This is a genomic window from Rhodanobacter sp. BL-MT-08, assembly GCF_054161255.1.
The window spans coordinates 1759191-1778340 of sequence record NZ_CP167872.1 but is presented as its reverse complement, the minus strand read 5'-3'; the positions used below and the strand labels follow the sequence as shown (position 1 = coordinate 1778340).

General features: G+C 63.8%; 11 protein-coding genes. 4 read left to right on the top strand and 7 right to left on the bottom strand.

Translation table 11 applies throughout. The features are described 5' to 3' along the window. From ACDK93_RS07740 to ACDK93_RS07730, 3 genes are all read right to left on the bottom strand, one after another. A complete protein-coding gene (locus ACDK93_RS07740; protein WP_458072025.1) occupies nucleotides 1–2271 on the bottom strand; it encodes a thiamine pyrophosphate-dependent enzyme in 2271 nt (756 codons plus the stop codon). A gap of 40 nt (nucleotides 2272–2311) precedes the next feature. Then, nucleotides 2312–2914, bottom strand: coding sequence for a glutathione S-transferase family protein (locus ACDK93_RS07735; protein WP_458072024.1), 603 nt, complete (start codon nucleotides 2912–2914; stop codon nucleotides 2312–2314). 347 nt (nucleotides 2915–3261) lie between these two features. After that, nucleotides 3262–4431: an acyl-CoA dehydrogenase family protein gene (locus ACDK93_RS07730; protein WP_458072023.1), complete on the bottom strand. Its 1170-nt coding sequence runs from the start codon at nucleotides 4429–4431 to the stop codon at nucleotides 3262–3264. A gap of 212 nt (nucleotides 4432–4643) precedes the next feature. Between ACDK93_RS07730 and ACDK93_RS07725 the strand changes: the two genes are divergently transcribed. Both ACDK93_RS07725 and ACDK93_RS07720 read left to right on the top strand, forming a co-directional pair. Beyond that, complete coding sequence (locus tag ACDK93_RS07725) at nucleotides 4644–5150, top strand: hypothetical protein (RefSeq protein WP_458072022.1); 507 nt, start codon at nucleotides 4644–4646, stop codon at nucleotides 5148–5150. A 133-nt stretch (nucleotides 5151–5283) separates the two neighbouring features. After that, entirely contained in the window at nucleotides 5284–6159 is an 876-nt protein-coding gene (locus ACDK93_RS07720) for a DMT family transporter (protein WP_458072380.1), read from the top strand. A 158-nt stretch (nucleotides 6160–6317) separates the two neighbouring features. Here the strand turns inward: ACDK93_RS07720 and ACDK93_RS07715 are convergent, their stop codons facing one another. The 4 genes from ACDK93_RS07715 to ACDK93_RS07700 all read right to left on the bottom strand — a co-directional run bounded on the left by ACDK93_RS07715 (nucleotide 6318) and on the right by ACDK93_RS07700 (nucleotide 13902). Beyond that, complete coding sequence (locus ACDK93_RS07715; RefSeq protein ID WP_458072021.1) at nucleotides 6318–6839, bottom strand: DUF4142 domain-containing protein; 522 nt, start codon at nucleotides 6837–6839, stop codon at nucleotides 6318–6320. Nucleotides 6840–6965: 126 nt separating this feature from the next. After that, a complete protein-coding gene (locus tag ACDK93_RS07710; protein ID WP_458072379.1) occupies nucleotides 6966–7907 on the bottom strand; it encodes a 5'-nucleotidase in 942 nt (313 codons plus the stop codon). Nucleotides 7908–8068: 161 nt separating this feature from the next. Then, on the bottom strand, nucleotides 8069–8833 hold the full coding sequence (locus tag ACDK93_RS07705; protein ID WP_458072020.1) for an NAD kinase: 765 nt from the start codon (nucleotides 8831–8833) through the stop codon (nucleotides 8069–8071). A gap of 122 nt (nucleotides 8834–8955) precedes the next feature. Continuing rightward, complete coding sequence (locus tag ACDK93_RS07700; RefSeq protein ID WP_458072019.1) at nucleotides 8956–13902, bottom strand: NAD-glutamate dehydrogenase; 4947 nt, start codon at nucleotides 13900–13902, stop codon at nucleotides 8956–8958. 641 nt (nucleotides 13903–14543) lie between these two features. Between ACDK93_RS07700 and ACDK93_RS07695 the strand changes: the two genes are divergently transcribed. After that, a complete protein-coding gene (locus tag ACDK93_RS07695; protein ID WP_458072018.1) occupies nucleotides 14544–15770 on the top strand; it encodes an efflux RND transporter periplasmic adaptor subunit in 1227 nt (408 codons plus the stop codon). Between the two features lie 12 nt (nucleotides 15771–15782). Further along, nucleotides 15783–19082 carry an efflux RND transporter permease subunit gene (locus ACDK93_RS07690; RefSeq protein ID WP_458072017.1) on the top strand — a complete coding sequence of 1100 codons (3300 nt, stop codon included), beginning with the start codon at nucleotides 15783–15785 and terminating at the stop codon, nucleotides 19080–19082. The last annotated feature ends 68 nt before the right edge of the window (nucleotides 19083–19150 follow it).

Sequence of the window (19150 nt, the reverse complement as noted above, 5' to 3'; positions counted from 1 at the left end):
TTATCGTTCGGCCAGCTGCTTTGCCGCCGCCACCACCTCGGCCTCACCCGGCAAAACCAGCAGCGCGGCGCCTGCCAGCGGCGTAAACGTATCGGCACCGACCACGCGATGCATCGGCGTGGCGCCGCTGCCGCCTTCGACGATCGCCGTGATAACGCCCTCGCCCACGCCGGCGCTACGGCGCCCCTCGTCCAGCACCAGAATCCGCTTGGCCGTCCGCGCCTGTTCGGCGATAAACGCGTTGTTGAGCGGGGCGAGCCAGCGCAGATCGACTACCCGGATCTGCCAGCCGTGGTTTGCCTCGATCGTCTTCGCCGCGCGCAGCGCCATCGGCACGCCGTTGCCGAAGGTGAAGATCACCAGATCACTGGCCGACTCGTTGTACACACGCCCCTCGCCCAGCGTCATGGCCTGATCCAGCGCGGGATACGCAAACTGCCACTGGCCGTCGCCGGCCTCGTACAGGTCCTTGGTCATGTACAGCGCGATCGGTTCGAGGAAAGCGCAAACGCGGCCGTCGACGTTAGCTAGGGCCATCATCGTGCGCAGCATCATCGCCGCGTCGTCACCGCGGCTAGAGCAGCCGACCACCAGGCCTGGAATATCGCGCAGCGCGGTGATCGAGTTGTCGTTGTGAAAATGGCCACCGAAGCCTTTCTGGTAACCCAGCGAGGCCACGCGCATCACCATCGGATTGCGGTACTGGTCGTTGGAGAAAAACTGCAGCGAAGCCGCCTCGCCGCGAATCTGATCGCAGGCGTTGTGGAAATACGCCAGATACTGGATTTCCGGCATCGGCAGCATGCCCATATTGGCGTAGCCCTGCGCGAGGCCGAGAATCATCGTCTCGTCCAGCAGCGTGTTGAACACGCGGCTGCCCTTGAACGCTTTGTTGAGCCCCTTGGTCACGGTGTAGACACCGCCCTTCTGCGCCACGTCCTCGCCGAACAGCAGCGCCTGCGGGTATTTGGCCAGCAGGTCGTGCAGCGCCTGATTGATCTGGATGGCCAGATGCCGCGGCGGCTGGTGCTCCGGCAGCTTCGCTTCGCTGCCGAAGACCGCAAGGCGCTTATCCGCATAATCGGCGCGCTTCGCTTCCGCCTCGACGGCCACAGGCGTATACGGCGCCAGCGGTTTCATCACATCCGCCAGCGACGTCAGGCGGGGCCGCGTATCGGCCTCTTCGGCCGCCGCAAAGCAGCGCTTGCGGGTGGCTTCGTAGAGGTTGAGCAGCTCGTCCTTGCTGTACAGCCCGGATTCCAGCGCGATGGCAGCCGAACGCAGCAGCGGATCGGTCGACTCGACGCTCACCAGCTCCTCGATGCTGCGCCACTCGATCTCGAAATCGGTGCCCGCGTGGCCCATCACGCGCGTGGTTTTCAAATGCAGAAACGTCGGGCGACGCGTGCGGCGGCAGTGCTCGACGGCGCGCTGCACTTGCGCATAGCCCTCGGCCAGATCGAGACCATCGGCAAAGAAATAATCCAGGTTGGAACGATGCTGAAAATTGCTCGCCACCCATCCGGTCGGCGTCTTCACCGAGATGCCGATGCCGTTGTCCTCGCACACGAATAGCACCGGCGCGGGAAGCTTCTGGTACGCGGTCCACGCCGCAGCGTTGAACGCCGTTTGCGCGGTGGCGTGATTGCTCGACGCATCGCCGAACGAGCAGACGGTGATGCTGTCCTCGGGAATCGGCAGCACGTGGCCGATACGCCGCGCCTGCTCGATCGCCACCGCCGTACCCAGCGCCTTGGGCAGGTGCGAAGCGATGGTCGAGGTCTGCGGCAGCACCCATAACGGCTTGCTTCCCCACACCTTGTGCCGGCCACCGGAGGCCGGATCGTCCTTGCTGGCGGCAAAGCTCAGCGCCGAATCCATCACAGGGTCCATGCCCGCCAGCTTGCGAAAGCGCTCGGCCATAAAGCCGCCCGAGCGATAGTGCAGAAACGCCGGATCGGTATGCCGGGTCAGCCGCGCCACCATGGCGTTGCCCTCGTGGCCGCTCGACCCGATGGTGTAGAACACCTTGTTCTGGACGCGCAGCACGCGCGCCATCAGATCCAGATGACGGCTGATCAGCTGCGATTCCAGCAGCTCGCGAAAGCCGCGCGCGTCGAGCGAACTGCCGGCAAGCAGCGGCGCATCGGCCTGCGGCGCGCTGCCCACGTCGCCCTGCCATAGCTGCACGAACTCAATAAAGTTCTGGTCGACGATCTCGGCTCGGTTGAAGCCTTTGTGGCGCGCGGCAATGGCAAACGGAATGGACATGGGCTCGGTATCGGAATGAAGAGTGGGTATGACGGTTGGATCAGCGCTGCAGCGGCGAATGCCCGGGCTGCGCTTTCACGCGCGCCAGCCATGCCGATATAGCCGGATAGACGGCCAGATCGAATCCGCCGTCGGCGGCGCAATGGGTATAGGCGTACAGCGCAATGTCGGCGATGCTATAACGCTCGCCAGCCAGCCACTCGTGCGAGGCAAGATGAGCTTCCATCACGGCCAGCGCTTTTGTGCCTTGCTGATGCAGCTGCGGCAGCTCGGCCCGACGAAGATGATCCGCCGGCAGATAAAGCGAAATAAAACGCGCCACCGCGATATACGGCTCATGGCTGTACTGCTCGAAGAAAAGCCATTGCAGCGTCTGCGCACGCAGCCACGCGTCGCTCGGCAACAAGGGCGTGCCCTCGGCGAGGTAGCACAGAATCGCGTTGGACTCGGCCAGTCGGCGACCGTCATCGAGCTCCAGCAGCGGCACCTTGCCGTTGGGATTCTTGGCCAGGTATTCCGCGGTGCGGGTTTCGCCGCGGGCGCTGTCGACCTCAACCCAGCGATAGTCGCGACCCAGCTGATCGAGCAGCAACTGCAGCTTGTAGCAGTTGCCGGACGAGCGCTTGCCGTAAACAGTGATCATTCGCCAACCTCGCATAGAGTGTTTAGCACGGCGATGCGCGCACAATCCTTGGGACACCCGAAGCTCTCAAGTACGCGAATCTGCTCCGCGACGAAGGGCACCGGAACGACAGCCCGACGAAGCTCACGCGCACGCTCCGATCAATCCGCAGCGGCGTCCACCCATCGGCGCCAAAAACTTCGAGGCCGCCCATCACTTCCACGGGCAAACCTGGAAAACGGTAGCGTGCGAAGCGCGATCGGAAGCGCTCCGCGCTATCCGGTCGCTGCGCTGAGTCTTGCTTACGCCAATGTTCACGGCTGTGGCTATATATCCCGCTTCACGACGCATGAGCGCGGTGCTCCGCTTCAGAACGCGTTGATACCGGTCAGCTCGCGACCCACCACCAGCTCGTGCACGGTTTCGGTGCCTTCATAGGTGATGACGGATTCGAGATTCAGCGCGTGCCGGATGGCGCCGTGTTCGGTGGTAATGCCGGCGCCGCCGAGCAGGTCACGGCACTGACGGGCGATGTCGATCGCCATGCGGCAGTTGTTCCACTTCGCCAGCGACACCTGGGTCGGCTGCATCTTGCCGGCGTCCTTCAGGCGACCGAGCTGCAGCGACAGCAGCTGCGCCGTGGTGATGCGGCGGGCCATGTCGGCCAGCTTCAGCTGAACCGCCTGATTGGACGACAGCGGCCGGTCGAACAGCTTGCGTTCGGTGGTGTAGTCGAGCACTTCCTTGAGGCAGGCTTGGGCGGCGCCGATCGGCCCCCAAGTGATGCCGAAGCGCGCCTGGGTCAGGCAGCCCAGCGGGCCCTTCAGGCCCTTGACGTTGGGCAGGCGCGCGCTGTCGGGCACGCGCACGCCGTCGAAAAACAGCGCGGAGGTGACCGATGCGCGCAGGCTCATCTTCTTGTGGATTTCCTGCGCCTTGAAGCCGGCCGTGTCGGTCGGCACCACAAAGCCCTGGATACCGTCCTCGGTCATTGCCCAGACAATGGCGATATGCGCGAGGTTGCCGTTGGTGATCCACATCTTGGCGCCATTGATGACCCAGTCGCCGCCGTCCTTTTTGGCGTTGGTCTTCATGTTGGCCGGATCGGAGCCGCCGTGCGGCTCGGTGAGGCCGAAGCAACCGATGATCTCGCCCGCGGCCATGCCGGGCAGATACTGGCGCTTCTGCTCTTCGCTGCCGTAGGCGTAGATGGGATACATGCACAGCGAGCTCTGCACCGAGGCGAAGCTGCGCAGGCCCGAATCGCCGCGCTCCAGCTCCTGGCAGATCAGGCCGTAGCTGACGCTGTTCATGCCGCCGCCGCCGTATTCCTCAGGGATCGTGGCACCCAGCAAGCCGAGGCCGGCGATTTCCGGGATCAGCTCCTTCGGAAAACGCGCCTGATCGAAGCAGTCGCCAATAATCGGCAGCACCCGTTCGTCGACGAAACGGCCGACGGAGTCCTGCACCATGCGCTCCTCGTCGGTGAGCAGCGAACGGACGTCATAAAGATCGAGCGGATCGAGGCGCGTAGCCATGGCAAAGGTCCAGAGTGATCAGGCAAGTCCCCTAGTGTAGCGGGGACCGGGATGAGGGTCACCGGCAGCGACACTGACGACAGGCGTCGGCAAAGCCCGCTGTGCCGGGGCCTGCCGGGGTTTTAAAAAGAGCACGTCGGCCAACTGCGCCTTAAGCGCCATCGCCGACGTAAACCAACGCTTCCTCCCATCCCCGAGAAAAGGAGTTTTCCATGCGCACCATGCTTGGCGGGCTGTTGCTCGCCCTGGTCATCATCGCTTCCCCGGCCACCAACGCCGCCGCACCGACAACCCCAGCCAGCGCCGCAAGCAGCGCCGACTACGTCGACATCAACAGCTACCTGACCAGCGACGCGGACATCAACGCCTGGTACAGCATCACCAGCCAGCTGCGGAAGAACTTCGACGACGTCTGTGGCGACACGTTCTGCGAGGGCGACTACAGCAACATTGAATCACTCGACTATCGGTGTTCGGTCGACAGGACCACCGGCGTGATCGGGCGCTGCGTTTGGGTTTTCGCCGCCAGCAACGAAGAAGTTAACGCAAAAACCGGCAATTTCACCGTGGACAATCAGCACTGGCGCTGCCGCAGCCCGCTGGCGCCGAAAACGCGCGTCGCGGACCTGATTGCCGCGTTGAATGTAAGCAATCCGATACGTGTGATTCTCCCCGGCAGCAGCCAGTCGATCTACGACGGGCTGGTCAACTGCCTCTGATGCGGTCGGCACGTCGGCAGATGCCGGCGTGCCGACAATAGTCTCGGACTATCTCAACACCGGCCGCCGTTTCATGCGGCCGAAGCAGGAAACGCGGATACTGTTAGAACCCCCGTTTCAAAAAGCCGCAAAAATGTACAAAGGTGTGCTGCTTGGTTTCATGGCGTTCGCGGCCTATGCCATCAGCGACGCGTTCGTGAAGCTGCTGCGCGGTTCGCTGCCGCCGTATGAGGCGGTTTTCTTCGGGGCGCTTCTGGGCCTGACCGCCCTGCCCTTCATCAAGCGCAAGGGCGACCGCTGGCGCGAGGTCATTGTCGCCAAGCGGCCAAGCCTGTGGCTGGTGCGTGCGGTATTCGGCGCGATAGGTACCACCTCGGCGGTCATGGCTTTCACAGCGCTGCCGATGGCCGAAGCGTTCGCGCTGATCTTTCTGATGCCGATCTTCGTCACCATCCTGTCGGTGATCTTCCTCAAGGAACACGTGGGCTGGCGGCGCTGGTCGGCCGTCATTGCCGGGTTTGTCGGCGTCCTCGTGGTGCTGCGCCCGGGCTTTCGCGCGCTGGGTATCGGCCATCTTGCGGCGCTGATCTGCGGCCTGTCCGGCGCGATCTCGATGATCGCCCTGCGCATGACTGGATCGCAGGAAAAGCGCGTCACCCTCTACGGCGCCGGTGTCATTGGCCCGCTGCTGCTCACCGGCGTACTGATGCTGTGGGATTTTCGCTGGCCGCAGTGGCAGCAGTGGGCGCTTTTGCTCGGCTACGGACTGCTCGCCGCCCTCGGTGCGGTGCTGCTGATGCTCGCCACGCAGAAGTCGCCGGCGAACCACGTCGCACCCACCCAGTACAGCCAGATGCTGTGGGCGGTCGCTTTCGGCTATGTGTTGTTCAACGATCCGCTGGACTGGCCGATGCTGATCGGCATCGTGATCATCCTGGGCTCGGGACTGTTCACCTTCGTGCGGGAGTACAAGGTCACGCGCTGGTGGCGACGCACCAAGGTCGTTTGACGGACGCTATTGCCGGCGCTCGGCATCAATCCGGATAGCGTCGATCCCCGGCGCCTGCGCAGCCATATCAGCGAACGAGTTCAGAAATCCTGCACAAAAAAGCACCGGGCTTTTCAGCCTGATGCTTGATGGTTGACGCCTGATTTACGGACGATGACTCAGAGCTTTTTGGCCATCGCCAAATGCTCGTCAAGCGTGGGTAGGGTCTTCGAGGCAAACGACTTCAGATCATCGTTTTTTCCACTGGTCGACTCTTTCTTGAACAGCGCAACGGCCTCGTTGTGATCTTTCAGCATCATCGACGAATAGGCCTTGTCGAACGCTGCGCCATTGAGGCTTTCCAGCTTGGCCAGCGCCTTTTGCTGTGCAGGCATCGGCGAGGTAGACGGGGTAAAGCCGTCTTTCTGTGCCAGCGCGGACAGCTCGTCGCCGGCCTTGGTGTGATCGGTCACCATCTTGGCCGCAAAGCTTTTCACCGCGGCCGATTGCGCGCGCGAGTCCGCGAGCTTGCTTGCCTGAACTTCGGTCATTCCACCAGCAGAAGCTTTGGCGACAAAGGCTTTGTCCTGCTTGGACGCGGCAGGCACCGCCCCGCTCGCGTCTTGCGCCATCGCAAGTGGGCTGAGTACCAGCGCGCCAAGCAGCGTGAGCGTACCGAGTTGTTTCCGTGTGTTCTGCATGAGCCAGCTCTCCCGCGTTGATGTGGATGTCCAGCGTGGGCGCCCCAGCGTGATGATCCGGTGTCGGTTTCATCCATGCCGCAACACAAACGGATTCGGCAAAACAGCGGTGATCGCGATCGAAGATCAGCCCCGGTTGCTGACCCCGTGCGGCACGTGCCCGGTCGCCACGTGCATGCGTGCCGACTCCACATTGGCGGGCGAGTCGTCGAAAAAGATGTCGGCGCCAAACGCGTCCAGAAACGGCCCCTTGTCGCGGCCGCCGAGGAAGAGCGCCTCGTCGATACGCACGCCCCACTTGCGCAGGGTGAGAATGACGCGCTTGTGGGCGGGGGCAGAGCGTGCGGTAACGAGCGCCGTGCGTATCGGCGAATCCTCGGCGGGAAACGCCGTCTGCAAGCGGTGCAATGCGGTGAGAAAGCCCTGGAACGGCCCTACCGATAGCGGCTCGGCGGCGTGCTCGGTCTCGCTGCGATGAAAGGCTTCGAGCCCCTCTTCGCGCGATACGCGCTCACCCTCGTCGCCGAAGATCACCGCGTCGCCGTCGAAGGCGATGCGCAGCTGTTCGGACGCCCGCGGCGGCGCGGTGCTGGGCAGAATCGTGGCCGCGGCCACGCCGGCAGCAAGCGCGCGGCCGACGTCTTCGGCATTCGCCGAGAGGAAAAGATCGGCCTTGAACGGTGCGATGTAGTCGGACGTGGGCGCACCGCTGGTGAAGGCGGCGCGGCTGATCTCCAGCCCGTAATGCTGGATCGCGTTGAAAATCCGTAGGCCCGTATCGCCCGAGTTGCGCGAAAGCAGGATCACCTCCACCGGCGGCACGTTGCCGGCCAGCTTGTTGAGTCCGAGCAGTTTCTGCACCAGGGGAAAAGCTACGCCGGGCTGAAGAATCTCGTTCTCATGGTCGATCTGGAAGTTGCGATACGCATCGAGCCCGTCGCGCTCGAACAGCGCATGACTGTCGCCGAGATCGAACAGCGCGCGCGAGGAAATGGCCACCACCAGACGGTTGTCGCTCACCGCGCGCGCATCGTGCGCGCCGGCCGTGGCCGGATCGGCCTGGGGCATGTGGTCTGACGCAATGGATTCGTTCACGAAAGGCAGCACGGCTTGATCCGCAGCGGATCGTTGATTTCAATCTAGCACGCAGCCCGGCGTATTTCGTCGGCGTCGCTTCGGGCAGCTGTTTTCGCCTGTCGCATTCAATGCCAGGAAGACACGCACTGAGATCATTCCGCTGAAGCAAACTGCTCGTCGAGAATCCGCTGTTCGAGGTTATGCTCGGGATCGAACAGCAGCCGTACGCCCTCACCGCCCGACTGGCGGATGGTCACCGTGAGCACATCACGCACCTCATGAAAATCGGCCGTCGCGCTGACCGGGCGCTTGCCCGGATCGAGCACGCGCAGAGTCACTTCGGTGCGATGCGGCAGGATCGCGCCACGCCAGCGCCGCGGGCGAAACGGGCTGATCGGGGTCAGCGCGAGCACGTTCGCATCCAGCGGCAGGATCGGCCCGTGCGCCGAGAGGTTGTAGGCGGTGGAACCGGCAGGTGTGGACACCAGAATGCCGTCGCAAACCAGCGTGTCGAGCTTCACGATGCCGTTGAGCTTGACCTCCAGATGCGTGGCCTGGTTGGTCTGGCGCAGCAACGACACCTCGTTGAAGGCCAGCGCCGAATACTCCTTGCCGCTGACGTCAGTGACCTCCATCTGCAGCGGAAACAGCGAGGCGGTATGCGCGCGCGCTACCCGCTCGGGTAGACCATCGACCACGTGCTTGTTCATCAGAAAGCCGACCCGGCCGAGCTTCATGCCGTATACCGGCACCTCAAGCGCGTGCCAGTCGTGCAGCGTGCGCAGCATGAAGCCGTCGCCACCGAGCGCCACGATCAGCTCGGCCTGTTCCGGCGGCACGTCGCCATAGCGCTCCACCAGTTTGCGTCGCGCCTGCTGGGCGATGCTGGTATCGCTGGCGACGAAGGCAAAGCGCATGCGGATCTACCTGGCAATCAAGTGAGAGGAGAGTACACAGCATGAAGGCGCAAGACCACGCCGGCTCCTGCGCCTTCATGACCGAGCCGCACCGAGGTGACAGTTCGGTGGCTGACGATCCGTTAGCCGATCGGCACCTGCGCCAGCTGTGCCAGACGACGCACCGCGACCGAGGCGATCGGATAGTCCGCGTTCTGGGTCAGGATTTCCGCCAGCATGCTGCGGGTGTACTGCAGCGTGGCGTTGTCGCGCTGCAGCCACGCCTGCACCGGCGAAACGTCGGTGCGATCACTGGCCAGGGCGAGCACCTGCGAGGCCAGCGCGCGGTGCTGGTGGTTGAGCTCGTCCAGCAGCGAACCACGCGCCTGCGCATGCCAGTGACCCTCCACCGGCAGCGCCTCGATCTGGTCGCGCAGCCATTCCAGATCCAGCGCTTCACCCAGCTCGTAGAACACCTGAGCAACCTTGGCGATCGGACGACCGCTGAGCTGGGCCACCTCGGCCATGTCCAGCGCCGCGCGCAGCACCGGCATGCGCGCCAGACGCAGTGCCAGTTCAGACGGCAGGCCCAGGCCTTCCCATTTTTCCTGGTTGCCGGAGAAATCGCCCTTGCCGGTCGGCGTCAGCACGTCGGGCAGCGCCTGGCGCAGCTCCGACACGCTGGACTGGTAGCGCTCGACGTTGTCGGCGATATCCAGCGTGCCGCCGGGGCGATTGAGCAGCCAGCGCGTGAGGTGACGCAGCAGCGACCAGATCTGCATCACCGCATCGATCTGCGTGTCCTCGGCGACCTGGCTGTCGAGCGATTCGATCTGCGCCCACAGTTCGCGCGCGTCCAGAATCTCGCGCGCCGCCGTATACGCCTTGGCAATCGCGGCCGGACGCTGGCCGGTGTCCTCCTGCATCCGCATCATGAAGGTGGCGCCCATGCGGTTGATCGTCGAGTTCGTTACCGCCGTGGCGATGATCTCGCGCTTCAGGCGATGGCGCTGCATGTGCTCGGCGTATTTCTGGTGCAGCGGCTCGGGGAAGTAGCGCACCAGCTCCTTCGACAGATACGGATCTTCCGGCACGTCCGAATCGAGCAGCTGCTGATACAGCTTGATCTTGTCGTACGACAGCAGCACCGACAGCTCGGGCCGGGTCATGCCGACGCCGCGCGTCTTGCGCTCGGTCAGCTCGGCCTCACTGGGCAGGTTTTCCACCTGGCGATCGAGCAGACCCTCGGCCTCCAGCGTGCGGATGAAGTGCGCCAGCGAGCCGATGCGGCGCACCGACTGGTGCTCCATCAGGGTGATCGCCTGGTTCTGCCGGTAGTTGTCGAACAGCACCAGCTGACCGACCTCATCGGTCATCGCGGCAAGCTGCGTGTTGCGCGCGTCCTCGCTGAGCTCGCCGCGCTGGACCGCGTCGTTCAGCAGGATCTTGATGTTGACCTCGTGATCGGAGGTGTCCACGCCAGCGGAGTTGTCGATGAAGTCGGTGTTGAGGAGCACGCCGTGCTGCGACGCCTCGATGCGGCCCTTCTGGGTCATGCCCAGGTTGCCGCCCTCGCCCACCACCTTGCAGCGCAGCTCGGCACCGTTGACGCGCAGCGCGTTGTTGGCGCGATCACCAACGTCCGCGTGCGTCTCGCTGCTGGCCTTGACGTAAGTGCCGATGCCGCCGTTCCACAGCAGGTCGACCGGCGCCTTGAGGATCGCGCTGAGCAGATCGGTCGGCGCCATCTGCGCCACGTCGGCCTTGATGCCCAGCACGGCGCGCACTTCGGGCGTCAGCGGAATCGACTTGGCGCTGCGCGGATAGATGCCGCCACCGGCGGAGATCAGCGAGCGGTCGTAGTCGTCCCAGCTCGAACGCGGCAGCTTGAAAATGCGCTCGCGCTCGACGAAGGACGCTTCGACGTCCGGATTCGGGTCGAAGAAAATGTGGCGGTGATCGAACGCCACCACCAGCTTGATGTGTCGCGACAGCAGCATGCCGTTGCCGAACACGTCGCCCGACATGTCGCCGATACCAACGACAGTGAAGTCCTGCGTCTGGCAGTCGCGGCCGAGCGCGCGGAAGTGGCGTTTGACCGATTCCCACGCGCCCTTGGCGGTGATGCCCATGCCCTTGTGGTCGTAACCGTTGGAGCCGCCTGACGCAAACGCATCGCCCAGCCAGTAGTTATGCTCGATCGAGATCGCGTTGGCGATATCGGAGAACGTCGCGGTGCCCTTGTCGGCGGCGACGACGAGGTACGGATCGTCCGCGTCATGGCGCACCACGTCGTGCGGGTTCACCACCTTGCCTTCGATCAGGTTGTCGGTGATGTCGAGCAGGCCGTTGATGAACAGGCGATAGCAGGCGATGCCTTCGGCCAGCTGCGCATCGCGATCACCGCCCACCGGCGCCTTCTTGACGAAGAAACCGCCCTTCGAACCGACCGGCACGATGACCGTGTTCTTGACCATCTGCGCCTTGACCAGGCCCAGCACCTCGGTGCGGAAATCCTCGCGCCGATCGGACCAGCGCAGGCCGCCGCGCGCGACGGCGCCAAAGCGCAGATGAATGCCTTCGACGCGCGGCGCGCACACCCAGATTTCGCGGTACGGCACCGGCTTGGGCAGCTCGGGCACCTTGTGCGAGTCCAGCTTGTAGCTGATGTAGCCGCGATGCCCGCCGTCCCAGCGCTGGAAGAAGCTGGTGCGCAAGGTCGCGCGAATCACAGCGACGAAGCTGCGCAGAATGCGGTCTTCGTCGAGGCTGGCGACGTTTTCCAGCAGCACGCCGATGGCTTCCTCGAGCACCGTCACCTGCTCGGCGCGCGGCAGCGACAGCGCGCTGGCCAGGTCGGTGATCAGATGCGGATGCGCGTCCTGCACGGACGCCGGAATCAGCGCTGCCATCTCCACCACCAGCGTGTCGCTGGCTTCCTTCAAGGCATCGGCGGACAGGCTCTCGCGCTGCGGATCGAACTTGGCCAGAAACAGTTCCACCAGCAGACCGGCGATCGCCGGATACTGGTTGAGCGTGTCTTCCATGTAGGCCTGCGAGAACGTCGCGCCGGCCTGCAGCAGATACTTGCAGTAGCCGCGCAGCATCGCGATCTGGCGCCAGCTCAGCTTGGCGCCGAGCACCAGCCGGTTGAAGCCGTCGTTCTCGGCATTGCCGCGCCAGATCTGCTCGAACGCGTCCTCGAACAGGGCGCCGACCTGTTCGACCGTAAAGGTCAGCTTGCCGGCCGGCTGCACTTCGAAATCCTGGATCGACAGCGGCGTCGGTTCGCTGGCAATTTCGTAGACGTGCTCGGTCAGCACGCGCAGTCCGAGGTTCTCCAGCTGCGGCAGCACTTCGGACAGCGCGATGTCGCCACCGCTGCGATACACCTTGAAACGCAGCGTTTCCGGCGCCTGCGGCGGATGGTAGAAGGACATGCGCAGTACGTTGTCGCCCTGCAGCAGCGAAAGCTGATGGATGTCTTCGGCAGCGACCTTGGGCGTCACATCCTCGACATAGCCGGCGGGCAGCAAACGCGCATAGCGATTGGCCAGCACCACGCCCTGATGATCGCCGCGCTCGCGCACCAGCGCATCGCGTACCTCGTCGTGCCAGTTGCGCACGATGCCCGCGACGCTCTGCTCAAGTTCGGCCAGATCGTAGGAGAACTCGTCGCCGATCTTCGGCCGCACCACGATGGTGAGCTGCGCCAGCGCTCCTTCACCGAGCAGCACGGCCGACTCGCTCTGCTCACCGTGCAGGGCCGCACCGAGCAGCGCGGCGATGCGCTCGCGCACGGTCGTGTTGAAGCGATCACGCGGCACGAATACCAGGCAGGTGAAAAAGCGGCCGTAGCGGTCGCGGCGCACGAACAGGCGCGTACGCGCGCGCTGGCGCAGTTCGAGGATGCCCATCGCGGTTTCAAACAGCTCGTCTTCGGTGCTCTGGAACAGCTCCTCGCGCGGCAGCGCTTCAAGCACATGTCGCAGCGACTTGCCCGAATACGAATCGCGCTTGAGTCCCGAACGCACCAGCACGGCTTCGACCTTCTGGCGCACCAGCGGCACGTCCTGCGGTCGCGCCATGTAGGCGTTGGTGGAGAACAAGCCGAGGAAGCGCTGCTCGGCAACCGGCCGGCCGTCGGCATCGAATTTCAGTACGCCGATGTAATCCATGTGGCCGGCGCGATGCACCGGCGAGCGCGCGTTGGTCTTGGTCAGAATGATCGCGTCGGTGGCACCGGACTGCGGCAGCTCGTTGCCGCTCAGCGAACGCAGCGAGCGCGGCGCGATCGAGCGCTCCTGCTTGTGCAGCAGACCCAGTCCGGACGCGTCGATGGCACGAAGCTCCTGCTCGCCGTCGGCCTGGGCCACCTCGTATTCGCGGTAGCCGAAGAAAGTGAAGTTGTCGTCAGCAATCCAGCGCAGAAACTCGCCGGCTTCGTGCACCGACGCCGCATCCAGCGGCAGGTCGCGCTGGGGCAGATCGTGGGCGATGGCCAGCGCCATGTCGCGCATGGCGGCCCAGTCGCCGACCACCGAACGCACGTCGTCCAGCGCCGCTTCCACGTGCGCCTTCAGCTGTGCCTGCGCGGCTTCGTCGGCCACGCGATCGATTTCGAAATGCATCACCGACTCGGACTTGCGCGCCGGCGCGGTGTCCGATTCATCACAAAGCTGGAGCAGCTTGCCTGACGCGTCGCGCTCCACCGTGATGACCGGATGGATGACCGCGTGGATCTGCACGGTGTCGGACAGCACCATGCTGGTGGTGTCGATCAGAAACGGCATATCGTCGGTAACGACCTGGAGCATGCTGCGGCCGGCCGAACCCTGCTCCGGGTTGACCACCCGCACGATGGCTCGGCCAGGTGAACGCTGCTGCGCGAAGGCCAGCAGGCTGGCAATCAGTCCGGCCCACTGCGCCGGCGTGTGCAGTTCGGCCTCGCTGCCGGCAATGCGCGCAAAAAAGGCCTTGCAGAAAACCTCGGCCTCCGCGAGGCGGTCCGGCGGAAAATCGGTATTTTTCAGTTCCTCGAAAACCACGGACGACAGGGAGTGATCGTTAACCGCGTGAATCGCATTCATGGCATCAACTAATGAGTGGAAACGGGAAAAAGGGGGTAAAAAGCCTTGGAAGGATACGCCCCGCCTGTGACCGAATCCACCTGCACTGCAGCGTTCGCACCATGCGATTGCGCATGGATTCATTCCCCTCGTGGGGGCACAACGATTGTTCGCTGCGCGGCACCTGCAGCATTTGCACGCCGCTTGCCTGCGCCTGGCTAACGCTTGAGCAACGCTTCCGCACACCTGGAACTTCCCCACTCTTGGAAAAGCCGCACCGGGACGGGGCGATCGCCGTTATCCCTTGCGTTCCGCCGTCATGACGAGGCCGCGCAGGAGAAATCGCGAGCTGGGCCGCCGTGCATGAGGTTATGCGGAAGATCGCGCACGGCTCGGCAGCCCATGTCAATGGCTGGTGTTGAACGGCAGTTAAAAGTAAACTGTCCGGTATAGTAGTGTTTTGGGAATCGCGATTCTGCCTTGGTCTACCGGTGTTGCTGCCGGCCACTAGAGCGCGGGCAACGAGTCTGCGACGTGCTCAGAGCTTACTTTTCCACGACATCTGACCCAGCAGAATCGCGACAGTTTTGGTCCGACCCTCCGCTGTTGCGCTGCAATACATTTTTTACCCCATCTTCGATCAAGCAAGTTCTGGAGCTCACATGAAGTCCTCGTTACTGCGCACACCGGTGCTGTGCCTGGCCCTGCTGGCGGTCGCCGCATGCAGCAAAGGCAAAGATCAACAGCAGCAGCAACAGCAGCAGCCACCGCCGGAAGTGGGCGTGGTCAAGGCCGAGCCCACCAATTCCCCGCTGACCAGGGATCTGGTCGGCCGACTGTCGCCCTACCGCTCGGCCGACGTGCGTGCCCGCGTCGCTGGCGTACTGCTGCGGCGGGTCTACGACGAAGGTACGGACGTCAAGCAGGGTCAGGTGCTGTTCTTGATCGATCCGGCGCCGTTGAAGGCCACGCTCGATTCCAGCCTCGCTGCGCTGGCGCAGGCGCAGGCCACGTATGCCAATAATAAGGTCGCTGCCGAGCGCGCCCATTCGCTGGCGCCAAGCGGCTACATCTCCAAGTCCGATCTGGACACTGCCGATGCCAACGAGCGCACTGCTGCGGCGTCCGTGCAGCAGGCACGCGCCAGTGTACAGACCGCGCGCATCAACCTCGGATACGCCAGCGTGCGGTCGCCGATCGATGGCCGCGCCGAGCAGCAGCAGGTCACCGAAGGCGCGCTGGTCGGTCAGAGCGACGCCACGCTGCTCACCACGGTGGACCAGATCGATCCGCTGTACGTGAACTTCACCCTCAGCGCGAGCGAGATGGAGAAGATGCGCGCAGCCCAGACCAGCGGCGGCGTGACTCTGGCCGATCCGAACAAGGCCGCCGTGCAGATCGTAATGCCCGACGGCAGCAAGTATGCCCAGCAGGGCACGCTGGACTTCTCCTCCGCCACGGTCGATCCCACCACCGGCTCGATCAACCTGCGCGCCAAGTTACCCAATCCCGAGCACAGCCTGCTGCCGGGCCTGTATGTGACGATCAAGGCCGATCTCGGCGAGCAGCACAATATCTTTCTGGTGCCGCAGCCGGCGCTGCAGCGCGACACCACCGGCGCCTATCTGATGGTGGTGGGCGATGACGGCAAGGTCGTTCGCAAGAACGTCTCAGCCGACCAGGCCGCCGGCAGCAACTGGGTGGTGACCAGCGGCCTGAAAACAGGCGACCAGATCATCGTCTCCGGCCTGCAGACCGTGAAGGAAGGCGCGCCGGCCAAGGCGCAACCGTGGCAGCCCGGCCAGGATGCCGGCGCCAGTCAGCCGGGTCAGCCCGGCGCCCAGCCCGCCGCAGCACAGGGCGGCAAAGCCCCGTCCGACAAGCAGTAACGGAGCCCGATCATGCCGAGTTTTTTCATTGACCGCCCGATTTTTGCGTGGGTGGTAGCGATCCTCATCACCCTTGTCGGTACCCTCTCGGTGCTGAACATGGGTGTGGAGTCGTACCCGAATATCGCGCCGCCGCAGGTCACCGTTACGGCCACCTACCCCGGCGCCAGCGCGGACACGGTCGAAAAGACCGTGACCCAGGTGATAGAGCAGCAGCTGACCGGTATCGATCACCTGCTGTATTTCAGCTCGTCCTCCAGCTCCAACGGCACCGCCACGGTCACGCTGACGTTCGAGACCGGCACCGATCCGGACATTGCCCAGGTGCAGGCCCAGAACAAGGTCTCGCTGGCCACGCCGCGACTGCCGACCGAGGTGTCCCAGCAGGGCGTCATCGTTGCCAAGAGCAACCCCGACTTCCTGATGTTCCTGGCACTGATCTCGGACAACCCGTCGATCAACGGGGACCGGCTTGCCGATATCGTGTCGTCGCAGGTGCTCGACCAGATCGGCCGTATCTCGGGCGTGGGCAACACCCGCCAGATCGGTTCCGAGTACGCCATGCGCATCTGGCTCAACCCGGACAAGCTGCAGGGCTACGGACTGTCGGCATCGGCGGTGCAGAGCGCCATTTCCGCGCAGAACGTGCAGTTCGCCGCCGGCTCGCTCGGTTCCGATCCCGCCGCCAATGGCCAGGGCTTCAGTGCCACGGTGTCGGCCGAGGGGCGCTTCTCCTCGCCGGAGGAATTCGGCAACATCATTCTGCGCGCCAACAACAATGGCACCGTGGTCAAGCTCAGTGACGTGGCCCGCATTGCGTTCGGTCCGCAGACTTACGGCCTCTCGGCTACGTATAACGGCAAACCGGCGGGCGCGTTCGGCGTGCAGCTGTTGCCGGGTGGCAATGCGCTCGACGTGGCAACGGCCGTGCGTTCGAAGATGGACGAACTGGCCAAGTCGTTTCCGCCAGGCGTGCACTACATCGTCCCGTACGACAGCACGCCGTTCGTCAAGATCTCGATCAAGGAAGTGATTGAAACGCTGGTTGAAGCCATCATCCTGGTCTTCCTGGTGATGCTGATCTTCCTGCAGAACTTCCGCGCGACGATCATCCCCACCCTGGTCATTCCGGTGGCCCTGCTGGGTACCTTCATCGGCCTGCTGCCGCTGGGCTTCACGATCAACCAGCTGACGTTGTTCGGCATGGTGCTGGCCATCGGTATCGTCGTGGATGACGCGATCGTGGTGATCGAGAACGTCGAGCGCATCATGAGCGAGGAAGGTCTCTCGCCGAAGGACGCCACGCGCAAGGCGATGGGCCAGATCACCGGCGCCATCGTGGCCATTACCGTGGTGCTGGCTGCCGTGTTCGTGCCGTCGGCGTTCCAGCCCGGCGCCTCGGGCGTGATCTACAAGCAGTTCGCGCTGACCATTGCGGTGTCGATGGGGTTCTCGGCGTTCCTGGCGCTGTCGTTCACGCCAGCCCTGTGCGCGAGCTTTCTCAAGCCCACGCACGACGAGAAGAAGAACGTCGTCTACCGCGGTTTCAACAAGGCATTCGACCGCGTCAACAAGACCTACACCGGCCACATCGGCAGCGCGGTGAAACATGCGCCGCGCTGGATGATCGTGTTCGTCGTCATCTGCGTGCTGGCCGGCGTGCTGTTTTCGCGCCTGCCCACCAGCTTCGTGCCCAGTGAGGACCAGGGTTTCGCGCTTGCCATCGTGTCTCTGCCGCCGAATGCCTCGCTGCAGCGCACGCAGGGGGTGATGAAGCAGATCCGCGAAACGCTGCTGAAGGACAAGGCCAATGTTGCCGGCGTGTTCCAGATCTCGGGCTTCAGCTTTGTGGGCTCCGGCGAAAACACCGGCATGGCCTTCATCAAGCTCACCGACTGGGCTGATCGAAGTACTACCGCCGATGAATTCATCCAGCAGGCCAACGGCAAGCTGCACGGCATTCGCGACGCGCAGGTCTTCGTGGTCAACCTGCCGACCATTCGCGGCCTGAGCCAGTTCGGCGGTATCGACATGTACCTGCAGGCACGTGCCGGCCAGTCGCGTGACGAACTGACCAAGGCACGCAACACCGTGCTGGGCCTCGCCTCGAAAGACAAGACGCTGACCAAGATCCGTCCCAACACGCTGGAAGACGCGCCGCAGCTGAACCTCACCGTGGACCGTGTGCAGGCGCAGTCGATGGGCCTGTCGGTCAGCGACATCTATACGGCGATCCAGCTCACCCTGGCACCGGTCTATGTCAACGACTTTGCCTACGGCGGCCGCGTGAAGCGCGTTTATGTGGAGGCCGACCAGCCCTACCGCATGGACCCGAATGCGTTTCAGCACATTTTCACCCCGAGCACGCTGAGCAGCACCAGCAGCACGTCGGCGACTACTAGCTCAAGCACGTCCGGCAGCTCCACTTCAAGCACCTCAACGTCGAGCAGCAGCTCGGCCAGCAGCACGAATCCGTACAACATGATTCCGCTGGCCAGCGTGGTGAAAGCGAAGTGGGGCATGGCCTCGCCGGCACTCACCCGGTACAACGGCTATTCCGCGGTGGAAATCGTGGGCGATGCCGCACCGGGTTACTCGACCGGCCAGGCGATCACCACGATGGAACAGATCGTCGACCAGCATCTGTCGAAGGATTTCGGCTATGACTGGACAGGTCAGTCCTATCAGGAGCTGCTGTCGGGCAACTCGGCCACCCTGCTGCTGGTGCTGTCGGTGGTGATCGTGTTCCTCTGCCTCTCGGCGCTGTACGAAAGCTGGTCCATTCCGGTGGCGGTGCTGCTGGTGGTGCCGCTGGGCATGCTGGGCGTGGTGGTGTTCGAGCTGCTGCGCGGCCTGCCCAACGACATCTACTTCAAGATCGGTCTGATCACGGTGATGGGTCTGGCAGCGAAGAACGCCATTCTGATCATCGAGTTCGCGGTGGAGAAGCAGGCCGAAGGCAAGACGCTGCGCGAGGGCGTGATCGAAGCGGCCCAGCTGCGTCTGCGCCCCATCCTGATGACCTCGCTGGCCTTCATCCTAGGCGTGTTCCCGCTCTTCATCTCCACCGGTGCCGGCGCCAACTCGCGTCATGCCATCGGCACCGGCGTGATCGGCGGCATGCTGTTCGCAACCATCCTCGGCCTCCTGCTGATTCCGGTGTTCTACGTCAGCGTGCGCCGCCTGCTGGGCGAAAAGCTCGATGGCGACGACAAGGAAGGCAAGAACGCATCCGGCAAGAACGGCCCGAACGACGGAGAAGAGCAGAAAAAGCTGCCGCCACCGGATCCCGATCCGTACCGCGGCGGCTGATATCGTCCAGTAATAAGCAAAAAAGCCCGGCGTCAGCCGCTCCGAGAGTTCGGTGCGGCCGTCTAGTC